The 18,562-nt window shown below is 69.9% G+C and carries 20 protein-coding genes; 13 read left to right on the top strand and 7 right to left on the bottom strand.

The genetic code is table 11. The features are described 5' to 3' along the window. Positions 1-53 precede the first annotated feature (53 nt). From C9J87_RS13190 to tuf, 6 genes are all read left to right on the top strand, one after another. The gene (locus C9J87_RS13190; RefSeq protein ID WP_010831693.1) at positions 54-503 is read left to right on the top strand and encodes a MarR family winged helix-turn-helix transcriptional regulator; all 450 of its coding nucleotides are present in this window, start codon (positions 54-56) and stop codon (positions 501-503) included. Between the two features lie 23 nt (positions 504-526). Next, on the top strand, positions 527-1,804 hold the full coding sequence (locus C9J87_RS13185) for an MFS transporter (RefSeq protein ID WP_107705736.1): 1,278 nt from the start codon (positions 527-529) through the stop codon (positions 1,802-1,804). 208 nt (positions 1,805-2,012) lie between these two features. Continuing rightward, positions 2,013-2,384 (top strand): 30S ribosomal protein S12, encoded by a 372-nt coding sequence (gene rpsL, locus C9J87_RS13180; RefSeq protein ID WP_010831695.1) that lies wholly within the window; start codon positions 2,013-2,015, stop codon positions 2,382-2,384. Then, positions 2,384-2,854: a 30S ribosomal protein S7 gene (rpsG, locus tag C9J87_RS13175; RefSeq protein WP_010831696.1), complete on the top strand. Its 471-nt coding sequence runs from the start codon at positions 2,384-2,386 to the stop codon at positions 2,852-2,854. The genes rpsL and rpsG overlap by 1 nt, the downstream gene beginning before the upstream one ends. A gap of 137 nt (positions 2,855-2,991) precedes the next feature. After that, complete coding sequence (gene fusA, locus C9J87_RS13170) at positions 2,992-5,052, top strand: elongation factor G (RefSeq protein ID WP_010831697.1); 2,061 nt, start codon at positions 2,992-2,994, stop codon at positions 5,050-5,052. Positions 5,053-5,139: 87 nt separating this feature from the next. After that, positions 5,140-6,333: an elongation factor Tu gene (tuf, locus tag C9J87_RS13165; RefSeq protein ID WP_010831698.1), complete on the top strand. Its 1,194-nt coding sequence runs from the start codon at positions 5,140-5,142 to the stop codon at positions 6,331-6,333. Positions 6,334-6,408: 75 nt separating this feature from the next. Here tuf and C9J87_RS13160 read toward each other — a convergent pair whose 3' ends face one another. Next, a complete protein-coding gene (locus C9J87_RS13160) occupies positions 6,409-7,254 on the bottom strand; it encodes a phosphotransferase family protein (RefSeq protein WP_010831699.1) in 846 nt (281 codons plus the stop codon). A 38-nt stretch (positions 7,255-7,292) separates the two neighbouring features. Here C9J87_RS13160 and trmB point away from each other — a divergent pair, with 38 nt between their 5' ends. After that, positions 7,293-8,015, top strand: a complete 723-nt coding sequence (gene trmB / locus C9J87_RS13155; protein WP_036490057.1) for a tRNA (guanosine(46)-N7)-methyltransferase TrmB — start codon at positions 7,293-7,295, stop codon at positions 8,013-8,015. Positions 8,016-8,019: 4 nt separating this feature from the next. Here trmB and C9J87_RS13150 read toward each other — a convergent pair whose 3' ends face one another. Next, entirely contained in the window at positions 8,020-8,832 is an 813-nt protein-coding gene (locus C9J87_RS13150) for an RDD family protein (protein WP_051204359.1), read from the bottom strand. 23 nt (positions 8,833-8,855) lie between these two features. Between C9J87_RS13150 and C9J87_RS13145 the strand changes: the two genes are divergently transcribed. Continuing rightward, positions 8,856-9,851 carry a stage II sporulation protein M gene (locus C9J87_RS13145; RefSeq protein WP_107705735.1) on the top strand — a complete coding sequence of 332 codons (996 nt, stop codon included), beginning with the start codon at positions 8,856-8,858 and terminating at the stop codon, positions 9,849-9,851. A 1-nt stretch (position 9,852) separates the two neighbouring features. Here C9J87_RS13145 and C9J87_RS13140 read toward each other — a convergent pair whose 3' ends face one another. Genes C9J87_RS13140 through C9J87_RS13120 form a run of 5 tightly spaced genes read right to left on the bottom strand, consistent with a single transcriptional unit; the run spans position 9,853 to position 14,914 of the window. Then, entirely contained in the window at positions 9,853-11,145 is a 1,293-nt protein-coding gene (locus C9J87_RS13140) for a DUF58 domain-containing protein (RefSeq protein WP_107705734.1), read from the bottom strand. Positions 11,146-11,149: 4 nt separating this feature from the next. Beyond that, positions 11,150-12,112: an AAA family ATPase gene (locus tag C9J87_RS13135; protein WP_107705733.1), complete on the bottom strand. Its 963-nt coding sequence runs from the start codon at positions 12,110-12,112 to the stop codon at positions 11,150-11,152. Continuing rightward, entirely contained in the window at positions 12,109-13,227 is a 1,119-nt protein-coding gene (locus tag C9J87_RS13130; RefSeq protein ID WP_010831705.1) for a DUF4350 domain-containing protein, read from the bottom strand. The genes C9J87_RS13135 and C9J87_RS13130 overlap by 4 nt, the downstream gene beginning before the upstream one ends. Beyond that, entirely contained in the window at positions 13,224-13,838 is a 615-nt protein-coding gene (locus C9J87_RS13125; protein ID WP_010831706.1) for a DUF4129 domain-containing protein, read from the bottom strand. The genes C9J87_RS13130 and C9J87_RS13125 overlap by 4 nt, the downstream gene beginning before the upstream one ends. Then, positions 13,835-14,914, bottom strand: a complete 1,080-nt coding sequence (locus C9J87_RS13120; protein WP_157953195.1) for a hypothetical protein — start codon at positions 14,912-14,914, stop codon at positions 13,835-13,837. Before C9J87_RS13120 ends, C9J87_RS13125 begins: the two co-directional genes overlap by 4 nt. A 512-nt stretch (positions 14,915-15,426) precedes the next feature. On the opposite strand from C9J87_RS13120, the gene rpsJ reads away from it, so the two are divergent. From rpsJ to rplB, 5 genes are read left to right on the top strand one after another with little or no spacing between them, the layout of a single operon-like run. After that, positions 15,427-15,735 (top strand): 30S ribosomal protein S10, encoded by a 309-nt coding sequence (rpsJ, locus tag C9J87_RS13115; RefSeq protein ID WP_007078637.1) that lies wholly within the window; start codon positions 15,427-15,429, stop codon positions 15,733-15,735. 8 nt (positions 15,736-15,743) lie between these two features. Next, a complete protein-coding gene (gene rplC / locus C9J87_RS13110; protein ID WP_036490061.1) occupies positions 15,744-16,418 on the top strand; it encodes a 50S ribosomal protein L3 in 675 nt (224 codons plus the stop codon). A 2-nt stretch (positions 16,419-16,420) separates the two neighbouring features. Further along, positions 16,421-17,395: a 50S ribosomal protein L4, sunset domain variant gene (gene rplD, locus C9J87_RS13105; RefSeq protein WP_010831709.1), complete on the top strand. Its 975-nt coding sequence runs from the start codon at positions 16,421-16,423 to the stop codon at positions 17,393-17,395. Continuing rightward, positions 17,392-17,697 (top strand): 50S ribosomal protein L23, encoded by a 306-nt coding sequence (rplW, locus tag C9J87_RS13100; RefSeq protein WP_010831710.1) that lies wholly within the window; start codon positions 17,392-17,394, stop codon positions 17,695-17,697. The genes rplD and rplW overlap by 4 nt, the downstream gene beginning before the upstream one ends. Before the next feature lie 24 nt (positions 17,698-17,721). Next, positions 17,722-18,558: a 50S ribosomal protein L2 gene (rplB, locus tag C9J87_RS13095; protein ID WP_010831711.1), complete on the top strand. Its 837-nt coding sequence runs from the start codon at positions 17,722-17,724 to the stop codon at positions 18,556-18,558. Positions 18,559-18,562 lie beyond the last annotated feature (4 nt).

Raw genomic sequence — 18,562 nt, 5'->3', positions numbered from 1 at the left:
GGGCCGCTGCCACGCCGGAATAGTTAGCATGACTAATGAGCTATGCTAACGACATGCCAACTGTAGAAGCCGTCTCCCGCACCGACGCCGGTCTCGCCGCCGAGCTCCGCACGTCGGTCATGCGCCTGCGCCGGCGGCTCACTGTCGAGCGCCACCCGGACAACGAGCTGAGCATCGGCTCGATGGTCGTCCTGGGGCTGCTGCACCGCAGCGACGCGCAGACCGTGGGCGAGCTCGCCCGGGCGGAGAAGGTCCAGCCGCCGTCGATGACCCGGACGGTGAGCGGCCTGGAGGACGGCGGCTACGTCACCCGACGTCCGCACGAGACCGACGGTCGCCAGGTCGTCGTCCAGATCACCGCGCTGGGGCGCGCCACGCTGCTGGCCGACCGCAAGCGCCGCGACGCCTGGCTCGCCGTCCAGCTGAAGCACCTGACCGCCGACGAGCGCGACGTCCTGCGCCGCGCGGCCCCCATCCTCGATCGCCTGTCCCAGGCCGACTGACCCCCAGGAGCACGAACACCGTCTTGAGTCCCACCTTCCGTTCACTGCGCAATCCCAACTACCGCCTGTACGCCGCCGGCGGGGTCGTGTCCAACACCGGCACCTGGATGCAGCGAGTGGCCCAGGACTGGCTCGTGCTCCAGCTGACCGCCAACTCCGGCGCCGCCCTGGGCATCACGACGGGACTGCAGTTCCTGCCGTTCCTGCTGCTGGGCCCGCTCTCCGGCCTGGTCGCCGACCGCATGCCGAAGCGGCTGCTGCTGCAGATCACCAACGTCGCGATGGCCGTGCCGGCGCTGGTCCTCGGGCTGCTCGCCGTCACCGGCACGGCCCAGGTCTGGCACGTCTACGTGCTGGCCTTCGTCCTCGGCCTGGGAGCGGCCTTCGACGCGCCGGCGCGCCAGTCGTTCGTCTCCGAGATCGTCGAGCCGGCCGACCTCACCAACGCGGTGGGCCTCAACTCCGCGAGCTTCAACGCCGCCCGCCTGGTCGGCCCCGGCGTCGCCGGGCTGCTGATCGCGGCGTTCGGCGGGGGAGCGGCCGCCACCGGCTGGGTGATCCTGATCAATGCGGTGTCCTACGTCGCGCCGGTCCTCGCGCTGCGCGGCATGGACCCCAGCCAGCTGGACTCGCCCGCGCTCACCCACCGAGGCCCCGGGGCGATCCGGGAGGGCTTCGCCTACGTCCGCGCCCGGTCCGACCTCCTGCTGATCCTGGCCATCGTGTTCAGCGCGGGCACCTTCGGGCTCAACTTCCAGATGACCAGCGCCCTGATGGCGACCGAGGTCTTCGACAAGGGCCCCATGCAGTACGGCCTGCTCGGCACCTTCCTGGCGGTGGGCTCGCTCAGCGGCGCGCTGCTGGCTGCCCGGCGTGAGCTCGTGCGCCAGCGCCTGGTGATCTGGGCCGGGATCGTCTTCGGCGCCCTGGTCACGCTCTCGGGCCTGATGCCCTCCTACCTCACCTTCGCGCTGCTGACCCCGCTGATCGGCCTCTCGGCGCTCACCCTGATCACCAGTGCCAACGCCTACATGCAGGTGCACACCGACGCGGGCGTGCGCGGGCGCGTGATGGCGCTCTACATGATGATCTTCATGGGTGGCACCCCCGTCGGAGCGCCCGTGATCGGCTGGATCGGGGAGGCGTTCGGCGCCCGCTGGACCCTCATCCTCGGCGGCCTGCTGACGATCGCCGGGATCGGCGTGGCAAGTCTGCTGTTCGCCCGGTCGAAGGGCGCCACCATCGCCGGGCTGCACGCGCGGCCGGTGCCGCAGCCGGCGGCCCCCGGACAGCTCGCGTGAGTGCGGTCCGACGGCCTCCCGCGACGTTTTGACCGGGCTCTGGCACCCCGGTAGATTGACTCCTCGTGTTTGGCCTGCCTTCAGGCCTGCCCTGAATAGGCCCAGACACCAGCCGGGCACCTTCCGCCTCACGGCGGCTGTTCCCGACACGACCCGCCTCGGCAGAGTGCTGTTGCGAGAGATCAAAGAAAAGAAAGGGAACCACTCGGTGCCCACCATTCAGCAGTTGGTCCGCAAGGGCCGCCAGGACAAGGTGTCCAAGAGCAAGACACCTGCCCTCAAGGGATCCCCGCAGCGCCGTGGCGTCTGCACCCGCGTCTACACGACCACCCCGAAGAAGCCGAACTCCGCCCTCCGCAAGGTCGCCCGCGTGCGTCTGAGCTCCGGCGTCGAGGTCACGGCCTACATCCCGGGCGTCGGTCACAACCTGCAGGAGCACTCGATCGTGCTCGTGCGCGGCGGCCGTGTGAAGGACCTTCCCGGTGTCCGCTACAAGATCATCCGCGGCACGCTCGACACCCAGGGTGTCAAGAACCGCAAGCAGGCCCGCAGCCGCTACGGCGCGAAGAAGGAGAAGTAATGCCTCGCAAGGGTCCCGCCCCGAAGCGGCCTCTCGTCGTCGACCCGGTCTACGGTTCGCAGGTTGTCACCCAGCTCGTCAGCAAGGTCCTCCAGGACGGCAAGAAGGCTGTTGCCCAGCGCATCGTCTACACCGCCCTCGAGGGTTGCCGCGAGAAGACCGGTTCCGACCCGGTCGTCACGCTCAAGCGCGCGCTCGACAACGTCAAGCCCGCCATCGAGGTCAAGTCCCGCCGCGTCGGTGGCGCCACCTACCAGGTGCCGGTCGAGGTCAAGACCAACCGTCAGACCACGCTCGCCCTGCGCTGGCTCGTGGGCTACGCCGCCGACCGTCGTGAGAAGACGATGGCCGAGCGCCTGATGAACGAGATCCTCGACGCCTCCAACGGCCTCGGTGCCGCTGTGAAGAAGCGCGAGGACACGCACAAGATGGCCGAGTCCAACAAGGCCTTCGCCCACTACCGCTGGTGATTGCCACGGCGTACGGCGAGGCCAACGCCTCGCCGTACGCCGTGACCCACCGCACCCATCTACTTTCGAGGGACTGAGACACAGACGTGGCTGTCGAAATCACCACCGACCTGAACAAGGTCCGCAACATCGGCATCATGGCGCACATCGACGCCGGCAAGACCACCACCACCGAGCGCATCCTCTTCTACACCGGCATCAGCTACAAGATCGGTGAGGTCCACGACGGCGCAGCCACGATGGACTGGATGGAGCAGGAGCAGGAGCGTGGCATCACGATCACCTCTGCTGCGACGACGTGCTGGTGGAAGAACCACCAGATCAACATCATCGACACCCCCGGCCACGTGGACTTCACCGCCGAGGTCGAGCGCTCGCTGCGCGTCCTCGACGGCGCCGTGGCGGTCTTCGACGGTGTCGCCGGTGTCGAGCCGCAGACGATGACGGTGTGGCGCCAGGCCAACAAGTACTCCGTCCCCCGCATGTGCTTCGTCAACAAGCTCGACCGCACCGGTGCCGACTTCTTCCGCTGCGTCGACATGATGGTCGAGCGCCTCAACTCCACCCCGCTCGTGCTGCAGCTGCCGATCGGTGCGGAGTCCGAGTTCCTCGGTGTCGTCGACCTCATCGGCATGCGTGCCCTGACCTGGCGTGGCGAGACCACGATGGGTGAGGACTACGAGGTCGAGGAGATCCCGGCCGAGCTCGCCGAGCAGGCTGCCGAGTACCGCGAGAAGCTCCTCGAGACGCTGGCCGAGGCCGACGACGAGATCATGGAGAAGTTCCTGGACGAGGGCGAGTTCTCCGTCGAGGAGCTGGAGGCCGCGATCCGTCGCGCCACCCTCGCCGACAAGCTCAACCCGGTCCTGTGCGGCACCGCGTTCAAGAACAAGGGCGTCCAGCCCCTGCTCGACGCCGTCGTGAAGTTCCTGCCCTCGCCGCTCGACATCGACGGCATCCAGGGTCACTCGGTCAAGGACGAGAGCGAGGTCATCGTTCGCCAGCCGTCCGACGACGAGCCGTTCTCCGGCCTCGCCTACAAGATCGCGACCGACCCGCACCTCGGCAAGCTGATCTACGTCCGCGTCTACTCCGGCAAGCTCGAGGCCGGCTCGACCGTGATCAACTCGGTCAACGGCCGCAAGGAGCGGATCGGCAAGGTCTACCAGATGCACGCCAACAAGCGTGAGGAGATCGCGTCGGTCGGCGCCGGCCAGATCGTGGCCGTCATGGGCCTCAAGGACACCAAGACCGGCCACACCCTGTGTGACCCCCAGAACCAGGTCGTCCTCGAGTCGATGACGTTCCCGGCCCCGGTGATCGAGGTCGCCATCGAGCCGAAGACCAAGTCCGACCAGGAGAAGCTCGGCACCGCGATCCAGCGGCTGTCCGACGAGGACCCCACCTTCACGGTCAAGGCCGACGAAGAGACCGGTCAGACCATCATCGCCGGCATGGGCGAGCTCCACCTGGAGATCCTTGTCGACCGCATGAAGCGCGAGTTCCGCGTCGAGGCCACCGTCGGCAAGCCGCAGGTCGCCTACCGCGAGACCATCCGCAACAAGGTCGAGAAGCACTCCTACACCCACAAGAAGCAGACCGGTGGTTCGGGTCAGTTCGCCAAGGTCGTCATCGACCTCGAGCCGAACATCGACCCCGAGACCGGCACCGGTGCGGGCTACGAGTTCGTCAACGCCGTCAGCGGTGGTCGCATCCCGAAGGAGTACATCCCCTCGGTCGACCACGGTGGCCAGGACGCCATGGAGTTCGGCGTGCTCGCCGGCTACCCGATGGTGGACGTGAAGTTCACGCTCACCGACGGTGCCTACCACGACGTCGACTCCTCGGAGCTCGCGTTCAAGATCGCCGGCAACCAGGCCTTCAAGGAGGCCGCCCGCCGGGCCAAGCCGGTCCTGCTCGAGCCGATGTTCGCCGTCGAGGTGACCACCCCCGAGAGCTTCCTCGGCACGGTCATCGGTGACATCAACTCGCGCCGCGGCCAGATCCAGGCCCAGGAGGAGCGTCACGGCGACATGGTCGTCAACGCCCTTGTGCCGCTCTCAGAGATGTTCGGGTACGTTGGCGACCTGAGGTCGAAGACCTCCGGCCAGGCGTCGTACTCCATGGAGTTCGACTCGTACGCCGAGGTTCCCACGAACATCGCCGAAGAGATCGTCAAGAAGGTCCGCGGCGAGTAGTCGCCCCGGGCCGTCGACAAGGCAGCCCCAGCAGCACCAGTTCCACCACCCACGAATTCAGTACAAACCCAACCAGGAGGAGCCCCAGTGGCTAAGGCGAAGTTCGAGCGGACCAAGCCGCACGTCAACATCGGCACCATCGGTCACATCGACCATGGCAAGACGACGTTGACCGCAGCAATCACCAAGGTGCTGCACGACGCGTACCCGACCCTCAACGAGGCGTCGGCGTTCGACCAGATCGACAAGGCGCCCGAAGAGCGTCAGCGCGGTATCACCATCTCGATCGCGCACGTCGAGTACCAGACCGAGTCGCGCCACTACGCGCACGTCGACTGCCCTGGTCACGCCGACTACATCAAGAACATGATCACCGGTGCGGCCCAGATGGACGGCGCGATCCTCGTGGTTGCCGCCACCGACGGTCCCATGCCGCAGACGCGTGAGCACGTGCTGCTCGCCCGCCAGGTCGGCGTGCCGGCCCTGGTCGTGGCGCTCAACAAGTGCGACATGGTCGACGACGAGGAGCTCATCGAGCTCGTCGAGATGGAGGTGCGCGAGCTCCTCTCCGAGTACGAGTTCGACGGCGACAACATCCCCGTCGTGCGCGTTGCTGCTCACCCCGCCCTCATGGGTGACGAGAAGTGGGGCCAGTCGGTCCTCGAGCTCATGGCCGCGGTGGACGAGTCCATCCCGACCCCGGCTCGTGAGACGGACAAGCCGTTCCTCATGCCCGTCGAGGACGTCTTCACGATCACCGGTCGTGGCACCGTCATCACCGGTCGCATCGAGCGCGGCATCGTCAAGGTGAACGAGGAGGTCGAGATCATCGGCATCCGCGACACCGCCCAGAAGAGCACCGTCACCGGTGTCGAGATGTTCCGCAAGCTCCTCGACGAGGGCCAGGCTGGCGAGAACGTCGGTCTCCTGCTCCGTGGCACCAAGCGCGAGGACATCGAGCGCGGCATGGTCGTCATCAAGCCGGGCACCACCACGCCTCACACCAACTTCGAGGCGAACGTCTACATCCTCAGCAAGGACGAGGGCGGCCGTCACACGCCGTTCTTCAACAACTACCGTCCCCAGTTCTACTTCCGTACGACTGACGTGACCGGTGTTGTGACCCTGCCCGAGGGCACCGAGATGGTCATGCCGGGTGACAACACCGAGATGTCGGTCGAGCTCATCCAGCCCATCGCGATGGACGAGGGTCTGCGCTTCGCCATCCGCGAGGGTGGCCGCACGGTCGGCGCCGGCCGCGTCACCAAGATCACCAAGTGATCGCTGCTCGTCCCTGACGAGCGACTGATTCAGCTGCGAGGCCCCATTCCTTCGGGAGTGGGGCCTCGTGGCATTTCAGCCCAGCGCCCAGGCCAGGTGCTCCTCGAGCCGCGCGAGCTGCGCCGGGTCGTCGAACATGATCGTGCCACCGGGTGGCGGCAGGAAGCCGACGATGTCCATGACGTCCCAGTAGGGCTCGCGCTCGACCCCGGTCACCTGCGTGTACGCCGCCGCGAACCGTTCCCCGGCCGGTGACCCGTGCCGCAGCGCGAGGTTGCTGGAGCAGTGCGCCACGTCCAGCCAGGCCGGGCCGGTCGACGTCTCGACCCAGTCGACGATCCCGGTGATGGTGTCGTCGGCCCACAGCAGGTTGTGCGGCCCGAAGTCGCGGTGAAGGAAGGTCGGCTCGAAGGCGGGTGGCTCCGTGGCGAGCAGGTCGAACGCGGCGCGCCACAGAGCGGGACGAGACGCCCAGGGCGGGACGACCCACTTCGCCGGCCACGCCCAGGACTGGAAGTCGCGAGGCGCCGGAGCTGTGACGACTCCGTGGATCGACGCCAGCAGCGCGGCAACGGCCGCGAGGGAAGCCTCGTCGAAGCGGGCCTCGTCGGACGTGCCCGGCACGAGGGACATCAGGTGCGCCGGGTGCCCGGTCGCCTCGCCGGTCGGGTCGGTCGCGAGGCTGAGCGGCGCCGGGATGTCGGTGGCTGCCAGGGTGCGTTGGGTGACGGACTCGCGCGTCACCAGGTCGTGACCGTGCGAGCGCCACGGCTCCTGGGTGATCAGCCTGAGGACCGAGGCCCGGCCCGTCCGGTCGTGCAGCGCGAGCATCGCCGAGGTCCGGCCGCCCAGGAGCGGCACCACCTCGGTGACGTCGTGGTCGAGGTGGGACCGGGCCCAGGTGATCGCTGCGGCGTACACGCAGCGAAGTCTCACACGAGGGCTGAGACACTGTGCCCGTGAACGTTGCCCGCCCCCCGCGCCCCCACCACAAGCTGACCGAGGACGGTCGCCGGATGCAGGAGGTGCTGACCTACTCACGCCGTGGCAGCCGCTTCACCCCGCAGCAGGCCGAGGGCTGGGCCGCCCACCAGGCCGACTGGGTGATCCCCGACGAGGCGGTGGACAGGCCCGACTTCGATCTCATGGGCTGGTGGGGTCGGGAGGCGCCGCTGATCGTGGAGATCGGCTCCGGCATCGGCGAGGCCACCGCCGCCCTGGCGGCGTCGAGGCCCGAGGCCAACATCCTCGCGTTCGAGGTCTGGGTGCCGGGCATCGCCGACTCGCTCTGGCGCGTGGCGGAGGCCGGCGCGGACAACGTCCGCTTCCTGGGCGTCGATGCGGTCTGGTCGCTCGAGCACCTCATCGCGCCCGACAGCCTCAGCGAGCTCTGGACGTTCTTCCCCGACCCGTGGCACAAGACCCGGCACCACAAGCGCCGTCTCGTCACGCCGACCAACGCCGCGACGCTGGCGAGCCGGCTGCGCCCGGGCGGGGTGTGGCGCCTGGCCACCGACTGGGCCGACTACGCCGAGCAGATGGTCGAGGTGCTCGACGCCGAGCCGCTGCTCGAGGGTGGCCGGGTCGAGCGCTGGGCCGAGCGCCCGATCACCCGCTTCGAGCGCAAGGGCCTCGACAAGCACCGCGACATCGCCGACCTGGCCTACACGCGGATCGGCTGAGTCCTCACTCGCCCACGAGCCGCGCGCGCACCGCGGCCTCGCGGGTCAGCCGGGCGGTGTCGCGCTCGCGGCGTGCGGCGATGACCGCGGCCAGGAAGTCGTGCGGGTCGGTGCCGGGAGGCGGCTGCGGAGCGACGTACGGCGACAGCTCGGCCGCAAGCCTCGAACCCAGGTCGTGCCTCGTGGCGGGATCGAGGGTGGCGGCGCGGCCGAGGAACTGGCGCACCGCGAGCGCGAGCCCCGTCGGGAGGGACGCCAGGTCCGCCGACCGGGCCCACGCCGCCAAGTGGGGCGGCATCAGGGCCGGCGGCGCCAGGTCGAGGCGCACGCGTTCGCGGACGACGTAGGTGCCGGCGGCGTGGTCGCCGAGCCGCTTGCCCTTCGCCGAGAGCAGGGCGGAGGAGAACGCGGGGGCGCCGGTGAAGGCGTAGATCTCGACGAAGCCGACGAGCGCGCGCACGAAGGCGTGCTGGAAGGAGATCGGGCCGGCGTCGTCGCGCACCGTGCGCAGGCCGCACACGAGCTTGCCGAGCGAGCGGCCGCGGGTGAGCGTCTCGACGGTGGTCGGGACGACGAGGAAGACCGTGACCATGGTGGCGATCATCGCGACGTGGGCGAGCGCGGCATCGGTCTGCAGGACGGCGATCCCGAGCACGACGATCGTCGCGATCAGCAGCAGCACCGTGACGACGACGTCGATCAGCCCGCTCCCGATGCGTGAGCCGAGACTGGCCGGCGGCAGGTCGAGCGCGACGGCCTCGCCGGTGACGTGGTCATCGGCGGTGATGCTGGCGAAGGCAGGACCGGAGGCGGACATCGCCGCCAGCATAGGCTGGCCGCGTGGACCTCGACGCGTACGTGCTGGCGCACCGTGCCCACTGGCTGCGGCTCGAGGAGCTCACCTCGCAGCGCCGCCTCGACGGCGCCCAGAACGACGAGCTCGTCGACCTCTACCAGCGTGTGGCCACCCACCTCTCGGTCGTGCGCACCTCTGCCCCCGACGCTGCGCTGATCGCCTATCTCTCCTCGATCCTGGCCAAGGCCCGGCTGCGCACCGTCGGCACCCGCTCCACCACGTGGCGCAGCGTCGCGGGCTTCTTCACCGACCGGTTCCCGGCAGCGCTCTACCGGCTGCGGTGGTGGTGGCTGGCGACGCTGGCGGGCAACGTCGTGGTGACCGCCGTGATGATGTGGTGGCTGCTCCAGCACCCCGCGGTCGAGCAGAGCCTGCTCTCGCCCGCGGAGATCGACCAGCTGGTCCGGCACGACTTCGAGAACTACTACAGCGAGTACGCCGCCTCGCACTTCGCCGCCCAGGTGTGGGTCAACAACGCGTGGGTCGCGGCGCTGTGCATCGCCCTCGGCGTCCTGGGTGCGCCGGTGATCTACCTGCTGTTCCAGAACGTCGCCAACCTGGCGATCATCGGTTCGATCATGACCCGCCATGACCACGCCGGCCACTTCTGGGGACTGATCAGCCCGCACGGCCTGCTCGAGCTGACGGCCGTCTTCGTGGCCGGGGGAGCCGGGCTGCGCCTGTTCTGGTCGTGGATCGCCCCCGGCGACCGCACGCGCACCCAGTCGATGGCCCGCGAGGGACGCACCGCGGGGACCATCGCCCTCGGGCTCGTCGTGGTGCTGTTCATCAGCGGGATCATCGAGGCGTTCGTGACGCCCTCGGGCCTGCCCACCGAGGCGCGGGTCGGGATCGGCATCGTGGCCGAGCTCGCGTTCTTCGCCTACGTCTTCGTCGTGGGCCGTGGCGCCGTCACCCGTGGCCACACCGGCGACATCGACGCCAGCCTGCTCGAGGACCGGGTCGCGACGCAGGCGTGAGTCAGAGCAGTCCGCGGGCCTTCAGTGCGAGGTAGTGGTCGGCCAGCGCCGGGGGCAGTGCCTCGGCCCCGGCGTCCACCACGTCGACGCCGAGCGCGCGCAGGATCTCGCCGGCCCGGTGGCGCTGGTGCAGGACCTGGGCGGCCGCGGCAGCGCCGTACACGTCGCTGAGGGAGTCGTGCCGGTCCCGCAGCGCAGTGAGCGCCGGGTCCTGCACGGACCCGACGACGACGCGGTGGTGCTTGAGGAGTGCGGGCAGCACCGGCAGCAGGCTCTCGATCACCGATGAGGGTTCGAGTGGCGTCAGGAGGACGACGAGCGCGCGCTGGCGCCCGAGGTGGTTGACCGCGCCGGCGAGGGCGGCCCAGTCGGCCTCGGCGATGACCGGCTCGAGGTCGGCCATGGTGTCCTGCAGGGTGGCGGCGATGTCGCGGGCCCCGGCGGCCCGCACCCGGGCCCGCACCTGCCGGTCGCCGGCCAGGAAGTCGATCCGGTCACCGGCGCGCGCCGCGAGGGCGGCCAGCAGGAGCGCCGCGTCCATGGCCGAGTCGAGACGGGGCACGTCGCCGACCCGCGCGGCCGAGACGCGCGAGGTGTCCAGCACGATGACGACGCGGCGGTCGCGCTCGGGCTGCCAGGTGCGCACCACGACGTTGCGGTTGCGGGCGGTTGCTCGCCAGTCGATGGAGCGTACGTCGTCGCCGCGGACGTATTCGCGCAGCGAGTCGAACTCGGTGCCGGCGCCCCGGATGCGCACCGCCGAGCGGCCGTCGAGCTCGCGCAGGCGTGCCAGGCGCGACGGCAGGTGCTTGCGCGACTCGAACGGAGGCAGGGAGCGGACCGTGCCGGGCACCTCGAGGGTGGCCTGTCGTGCCGCCAGTCCGAGCGGCCCGGGGATCCGCACCGTCACCCCGACGGCCCGCAGGTCGCCACGGCGGCGCGGACGCAGCCCGGTGGTGACCACGGTGGAGTCGCCGGCACCCAGCCGGACCCGGTGCCGGTTGCCGGTGGCGCCCGCGGTGGGCTGCCAGCCGTCGCGGACCAGCGCCTGGACGGTCCGGCGGCCGGGGTTGGCGAGCGTGATCCTGGACGCGGCGTCGTCGCCGAGGCGGACGGTCCCGATCTCGTCGCGGCGCAGGGAGAGCGTCGCGGGCGGGACGGCCAGCCACCGGTCGACGAGCGTCACCAGGGCGACCAGCAGCAGCCAGCCCCAGACCGTGCCCATGGCAGGGCGCAGCACGACGGGCACCAGCCCGAGGGCGAGCAGCAGGGGGACGCGTCCGGTGATGACCATCGGCTCAGCGGGGGACCGGGACCGAGTTGAGGGCCGAGGTCAGGACGGCGGCCACGTCGACCCCCTCGAGCTCGGCCTCGGGGCGCAGCCCGAGGCGGTGGACCAGCGTGGCGTGCGCGAGCGCCTTGACGTCGTCGGGAGTCGCGAAGTCGCGCCCGGTCAGCCACGCCCAGGCACGCGAGGTGCGCATGAGTGCGGTCGCGCCCCGCGGGGAGACCCCGAGCGACAAGGACGGTGACTCCCGGGTGGCCCGGGCGATGTCGACGATGTAGCCGGTCACCTCCGGCGACACCTGCACGGTGCGTACGGCGGCCTGCCCCGCCTCGATGTCCGCCGGCCCGGCGACGGCGCGGACCCCGGCTGCCGCCACGTCGCGCGGGTCGAAGCCGGCAGCGTGCCGGGTGAGGATCTCCAGCTCGGCGTCCCGCTCGGGGATGGGCAGCACGATCTTGAGCAGGAAGCGGTCGAGCTGTGCCTCGGGCAGCGGGTAGGTGCCCTCGTACTCGACCGGGTTCTGGGTCGCCGCGACCAGGAACGGTCGCGGCAGGGGTCGCGAGACCCCGTCGACCGAGACCTGGCCCTCCTCCATCGCCTCCAGCAACGCCGACTGCGTCTTGGGTGGCGTCCGGTTGATCTCGTCGGCGAGGAGCAGGTGCGTGAACAGCGGCCCCTCCCGGAAGGAGAGCTCACCGGCCCGGCCGTCGATCACCATCGAGCCGGTGATGTCGCCGGGCATCAGGTCGGGGGTGAACTGCACCCGGCGCGTCTCCACGTCGAGCGAACCGGCGAGGGTGCGCACGAGCAGCGTCTTGGCCACCCCTGGCACACCCTCCATCAGCACGTGGCCGCCGCAGAGCAGGGCGACGAGCAGGCCGGACACCGCGGCGTCCTGGCCCACGACCGCCTTGGCGACCTCGGTGCGGACTGCGGCAAGTCGTTCGCGGGCGGCCTCGTGGGGACTGGTCATGTGCGGCGTACCTCTCTGTCGAGCTCGGCCAACGCGGTGGCCAGGCGGATGAGTTCGTCGTCGGTCGCGGGCGGGTTCGCCCGGTCGCCGATCAGGGCGTCGATCTCGCCCACTGGCCGGTCGAGGCGCAGGGCGACGTCGCGCACCAGCTCCCCGGTCGCGGTGGTGGGCAGTCGCAGGTGGGTGGACAGGTCGTCACGCGCGGTCCGGCGCAGCACGTCGGCAGCGTGCCCGCGCGCCGACGCCGAGCGGTAGAGCCGGCCGCGGGCGTCGGTGGTCTCGAGCGAGCGCACGGTGACGGGGAGCGGCTCGACCGCCAGGGCACCGAGCCTGCGCCCGCGCCACCAGATGACCGAGAGCACCACCAGGCCGAGCAGCCACACGGCGGGGACCAGCCAGGCCGGCAGCAACGAGCGGATCGAGACGCCGTCGTCGCCCACGAGGTCGTCGAGGCTCGGGACGTACCAGACGACACGCGGGTGCTGGCCGAGGAGTCGCAGCGCGACGGCTGCGTTGTCGGCGCGCAGGACCTGGTCGTTCTCCACGATGCCTGCCGCCCCCAGCAGCACCAGGCCGTCCCCAGCCGACGCGAGCGCCCACCCCGAGTCGCCGGGGAAGCAGCCAGCGGTCGTGGCATAGCTGGCCGTCGAGTCCACCGCGATGCTCAGCTCCGACAGGTCGCCGAGACCGGTGTCCGTGCACGCGCCGGGCTGGGGCCCGTCGAGCGGTCCTGAGGTGGTGGTGGCATCGACGCCGAGTGCCTCCACGGCTCCCGGTGCCGCCCCGACCACGACCGTGGTGCTGGCGCCTGCGACGTCGAGCAGTCGGTCGGCCGTGCTGCGGCCGAGGTTGTCCGGCGAGGAGACGACGACGGTGGTGCCCGGGCCGAGCGGCTGCTCCTCGAGGGCAGCGGCCGAGCGCACGATCTCCACCTCGACGCCCTCGTCGGCGAGCACCTGCGCCAGCGCTCGGGCGCCGCGCGACCCGGGGTTCTCGGGGTCGTGGTCGGCAGCCGTGCGCGGGCCGGTGCTGAGGGCCACGGCGACGACCAGCGCAGCGAGGGTCCCCAGGCCGATCACCAGCAGCGACCGGTTGCGCTCGAACCAGTCCCTCATCGGCTGCCCGCCAGCTCGTCGTCGAGCGCCAGGACGAACGTGGCCTGCTCCTGCGTGGCGTCGCGGTCGCCGTACAGCACGAGGTCGAAGAGCCGTGCGCCCTCGACCATCTCCGCAGCTTGGGAGGGGTACGCCGACCGCAGCACCTGCGTCACCTCGTGGGCCGTGGTCCCGGGGGAGGCGTCCAGGCGGCCGCGCTCGACCTGGCGGGCGACCATCGCGCGGAAGCCGTCGACCAGTGCGTCCGAGGGACGGTCCTCGGCGAGCGCCTGCTCGGCCCGGGCCCGCCACTGTGCCGCGCTCACGGAGGCGTCGGGCAGCAGGTCGGCGGCGACAGGCCGACCCCGGGGCGCGGTGCGGGCGCGTGTCGCCAGCCAGATCAGGGCGAGCACGAGCAGCAGCCCGACCGCCATCGCCGCGAAGGCCGAGAGCGGCGGGACCGCGGAGGCGGCGTCCAGGACGTCCGTCAGTCGACGGCCCAGCCAGTCGAGCAGCCGCTGCATCACGTCGTCCTGGTGGTAGTCGGGGTCGACGAGCTCGCGGCGCAGCAGGTCACGCCCCTGCTCCGGTGTCGGGACGAGGGGTGGCTCGGGAGGCGGCCGCCACGTCACGATCGGGTGATCCCCGAGCGCTGCATCAGCACCACGTCGAACGCCTCGGCGCGCATCCGGAGGTCGACGTACTGCAGCGTCGCCACCGAGGTGGTGAAGGGCGCGACGAAGGCCGCGGTGACCACCGACGCGACGGCCTGGCCGAGGACGAACAAGAACACGCCGGCCTCGCCGGGCAGGCCGCCGAGCAGCACTCCCTGGCTGAGCAGGCTGATCGGCGCGGTCAGCATGGTGCCGGCGAGCTGGGCGACGACGAACGTGAGCAGCGCGATGCCGAAGGTCCGCCAGAAGGCGCCGCGGGTGAGCCGGAAGCCGCGGCCGAGGGCATCGAGGACCCCGATCGGCTCGAGCATCAGCGCGGGGACGGGCAAGTAGTAGACGCGCACCCAGAACCAGAACAGGAACGCGAGGAACACGGGCACGCTGAGCACGCCGTAGACCACCGGGACCTGCCAGCCGCTGGCCGTCATGGCCACCACGACCCAGCTCAGGACGTAGAGGGTGATGATCAGGGTCGTCGCGAGGCCGAGCAGGAGGGTCAGGCCGATCAACCGCCACCGCTTGCCGCGGGTGGCGGCCCAGGCCTGCCCGAGCGAGAGCTTGTGACCGGTCGCGGCCGCGGCGACGACGTGCGCGATCATGCCGCCGACCAGGATCAGCCCGATGCCCTGCAGCACGCCGCCGACGGCCAGCGAGCCCAGGACGCCCATGAAGCCGGCGATGTCCTCGCCGCTCATCGAGGCCGGGTCATCGGAGGTCGTGAAGGCCCCGTCGGCCATCGACAGGTCCAGGGCCGCGCCCAGCGCAGCCGTCGCGAGCAGCGGGATGGTCATCGCGACAGCGGCCACGAGGATCGCCGACCCCACGGTGGCCCGCGGGTTGAACCGGATGATCTTGAACGCCGCGTCATACATGTCGCCGAGCGACAGCGGGCGCAGCGGGATCGCGCCCGGCTTGTGCGCCGCCCGGAGCGGGGGAGCGGGCGACCAGGACGCGGGGGTGGAGGAGTAGGGCTGCGTCGCGGGCCCCACGGGAGGCGGTGACCACCCCGGCGGTGGCGGCTGATGCTCCGACATGAGTTCCCCCTGGTGGTCGACGGCGACGCAATCCTGTCAGGTCGTCCCCGGCGTCGGTCGGCCCGTCGCTGGGCTAGGGAGGCCGATTTCCCGCCGGCCGGAGTGCTCACGGGCAGTGCCTGCCGAACCGATTTGGTGCGTGCCCCGATGTCTGCCAAGATAGTCCGGTTGCTCCGGCGAGTCGCTTACACGTGGCTGGCGGAGTGTGGCAGCACTTGACTTCTGAATCGCGTCTCCGAAGATCGATTGAGTTTGTTGCGTGCCCCGCACCTCACCAGATGGACGAGTAGGAGACCCGATCAGCCCGACGAACCCGTCGGGTGTCCCCCACACAACACATCGAGATCCAGGTCTCGTGTCGCAGAAATACCCGCGACACGCCCGACCGCGGGGGTCGGTGGTGGGGGCGGATGCACGGGCGGTACGGACTCACCCGAGGACGTGTCGTGAACCAGACCAGAACGCGGTACGACCCCAGCGGGGCGTACGAGATCGATAAGGACGAAGGACCTATGGCGGGACAGAAGATCCGCATCAGGCTCAAGGCCTATGACCACGAGGTGATCGACACCTCGGCGCGCAAGATCGTGGACACTGTCACCCGCACGGGTGCCAAGGTCGCCGGCCCCGTGCCGCTGCCGACCGAGAAGAACGTGTTCTGCGTCATCCGCTCGCCCCACAAGTACAAGGACTCCCGCGAGCACTTCGAGATGCGCACCCACAAGCGCCTCATCGACATCATCGACCCCACGCCGAAGACCGTCGACTCGCTCATGCGCCTCGACCTGCCTGCCGGTGTCGACATCGAGATCAAGCTCTGAGGTCTGATATGAGTACTTTGGAACGCAATGTGAAGGGCCTGCTGGGCACCAAGCTCGGCATGACCCAGTTCTGGGACGAGAACAACCAGGTCGTCCCCGTCACCGTGATCGCGGCTTCGACCAACGTCGTGACCCAGATCCGCCAGCCCGAGATCGATGGCTACAACGCCATCCAGGTCGGCTTCGGCGAGATCGAGGCACGCAAGGTCAACCAGCCCGACGCCGGACACTTCGCCAAGGCCGGGGTCACCCCCCGTCGCCACCTGGTCGAGATCCGCACCGCTGACGCCGCCTCCTACTCCATCGGCCAGGAGCTCAGCCCCGAGCTGTTCGCTGCCGGCGACGAGATCGACGTGACCGGCACCAGCAAGGGCAAGGGCTTCGCGGGTGTCATGAAGCGTCACGGCTTCCACGGTGTCGGTGCCTCGCACGGTGCCCACCGCAACCACCGCAAGCCCGGTTCCATCGGTGCCTGCGCCACGCCGGGTCGTGTCTTCAAGGGCACGCGCATGGCTGGTCGCATGGGTAGCGACACGGTCACCACGCAGAACATCACGGTGCACGCTGTCGACGCCGAGAAGGGCCTGATCATGGTCAAGGGCGCCGTTCCCGGCCCCAAGGGTGGTCTCGTGGTCCTCCGCTCGGCCGCCAAGTCCAGCCCCGTTTCCGGCAAGGAGGCCTGAGCATGGCTACCAAGACTGTCAAGGTCGACTTCCCGGCCGAGATCTTCGATGTCGAGGTCAACGTTCCGTTGATCCACCAGGTCGTCGTCGCCCAGCAGGCTGCTGCACGCCAGGGCACGCACTCCACCAAGCGTCGCGGCGAGGTCCGCGGTGGTGGACGCAAGCCCTACAAGCAGAAGGGCACCGGCCGCGCCCGTCAGGGCTCGACCCGCGCTCCGCAGTTCGCCGGCGGTGGCATCGTGCACGGCCCCAAGCCGCGCGACTACAGCGAGCGGACCCCCAAGAAGATGAAGGCCGCCGCCCTGCGCGGTGCCCTCTCCGACCGGGCCCGCAACGACCGCATCCACGTCGTCGACGGACTCATCTCCGCGGACAAGCCCTCCACCAAGGTCGCCCTGGCCGCGCTCACCGCTCTGAGTGACCGCGTCCGCTTCCTGGTGGTCCTCGAGCGCAGCGACGCCGTCACCTGGCTCTCGCTCCGCAACGCCCCCCAGGTGCACATCGTGGCGGTTGACCAGCTCAACACCTACGACGTGCTCGCCAGCGACGACGTCGTGTTCACCACGGGCTCCTACGAGGCCTTCGTGAGCGGCGCGGCCGCCAAGGCCAGCTCGCGCAAGTTCGTCGTCGTCGACGCGCCTGCCGAGACGAAGCCGGCCAAGGCTGCCAAGCCCGCCAAGGCTGCCAAGACCGAGGCGACCGAGACCGCGGCTCCCGCGGTCGCGTCCTTCGCCGCTGTCGAGGACGCCGACGTCAAGGGTGGCGCCAAGCCCGGCCCCGAGGGCGAAGCCCCCGAGGGCTACGAGATCAAGGGCAACAAGGACTCGATGAAGTTCCACGCCCCCGGTGGCCGTTGGTATGACGCCACGGTCGCGGAGGTCTGGTTCAAGACCGCTGCTGACGCTGAGGCTGCTGGCTTCGTCGAGGCCGGTACCAAGGCATCGATCGAGCAGAGCCACGAGGAGGACGACAAGTGAGCACCCTGCACAAGGACCACCGCGACATCCTGATCGCGCCGGTCGTCTCCGAGAAGAGCTACAGCCTCCTCGACGCCAACAAGTACACGTTCATCGTGCGCCCCGACGCCAACAAGACCGAGATCAAGATCGCGGTCGAGAAGGTGTTCAACGTCAAGGTGACGTCGGTCAACACGATCAATCGCCAGGGCAAGACGCGTCGTACGCGCACCGGCCTCGGCAAGCGTGCCAACACCAAGCGCGCCATCGTCAGCCTCGCTGAGGGTCACCGCATCGACATCTTCGGAGGTCCGGTCTCCTGACCGGACTGCTGAATAGGAACTGATATGGCTATCCGCAAGTACAAGCCGACCACCCCGGGCCGTCGTGGCTCCTCGGTGGCCGACTTCGTCGAGATCACTCGGACCACGCCCGAGAAGTCGCTGACGCGTCCGCTGCCCAAGAACGGCGGCCGCAACAACCAGGGCCGCATCACCACCCGGCACAAGGGTGGCGGTCACAAGCGCGCCTACCGCATCATCGACTTCCGTCGCTACGACAAGGACGGCGTGCCCGCCAAGGTCGCTCACATCGAGTACGACCCCAACCGCACGGCGCGCATCGCGCTCTTGCACTACGTCGACGGCGAGAAGCGCTACATCGTGGCGCCCAAGGGCCTCGAGCAGGGCACGCCCGTCGAGTCCGGCCCCAACGCCGACATCAAGCCCGGCAACAACCTGCCGCTGCGCAACATCCCGGTCGGTACCACCATCCACTGTGTGGAGCTTCGTCCGGGCGGCGGCGCCAAGATCGCCCGCTCGGCCGGCAACTCCGCCCAGCTGGTGGCCCGCGAGGGTAGCCGCGCCACGCTGCGCATGCCTTCGGGCGAGATGCGCTTCGTCGACGTGCGCTGCCGCGCGACGGTCGGCGAGGTCGGCAACGCCGAGCAGTCCAACATCAACTGGGGCAAGGCCGGCCGCATGCGCTGGAAGGGCGTTCGCCCGACCGTCCGCGGTGTCGTCATGAACCCGGTCGACCACCCGCACGGTGGTGGTGAGGGCAAGACGTCCGGTGGTCGTCACCCGGTGTCGCCCTGGGGCCAGAAGGAAGGCCGCACTCGCAAGAGCAAGGCCTCCGACTCCCAGATCATCCGTCGTCGCAAGTCCGGCAAGGGTAGGAAGTAACAGC

The sequence above is a fragment of the Nocardioides allogilvus genome (assembly GCF_003047285.1).
In the GTDB taxonomy this organism is placed as follows: domain Bacteria; phylum Actinomycetota; class Actinomycetes; order Propionibacteriales; family Nocardioidaceae; genus Nocardioides; species Nocardioides allogilvus.
This window is presented reverse-complemented; position numbering and strand designations above follow the sequence as displayed.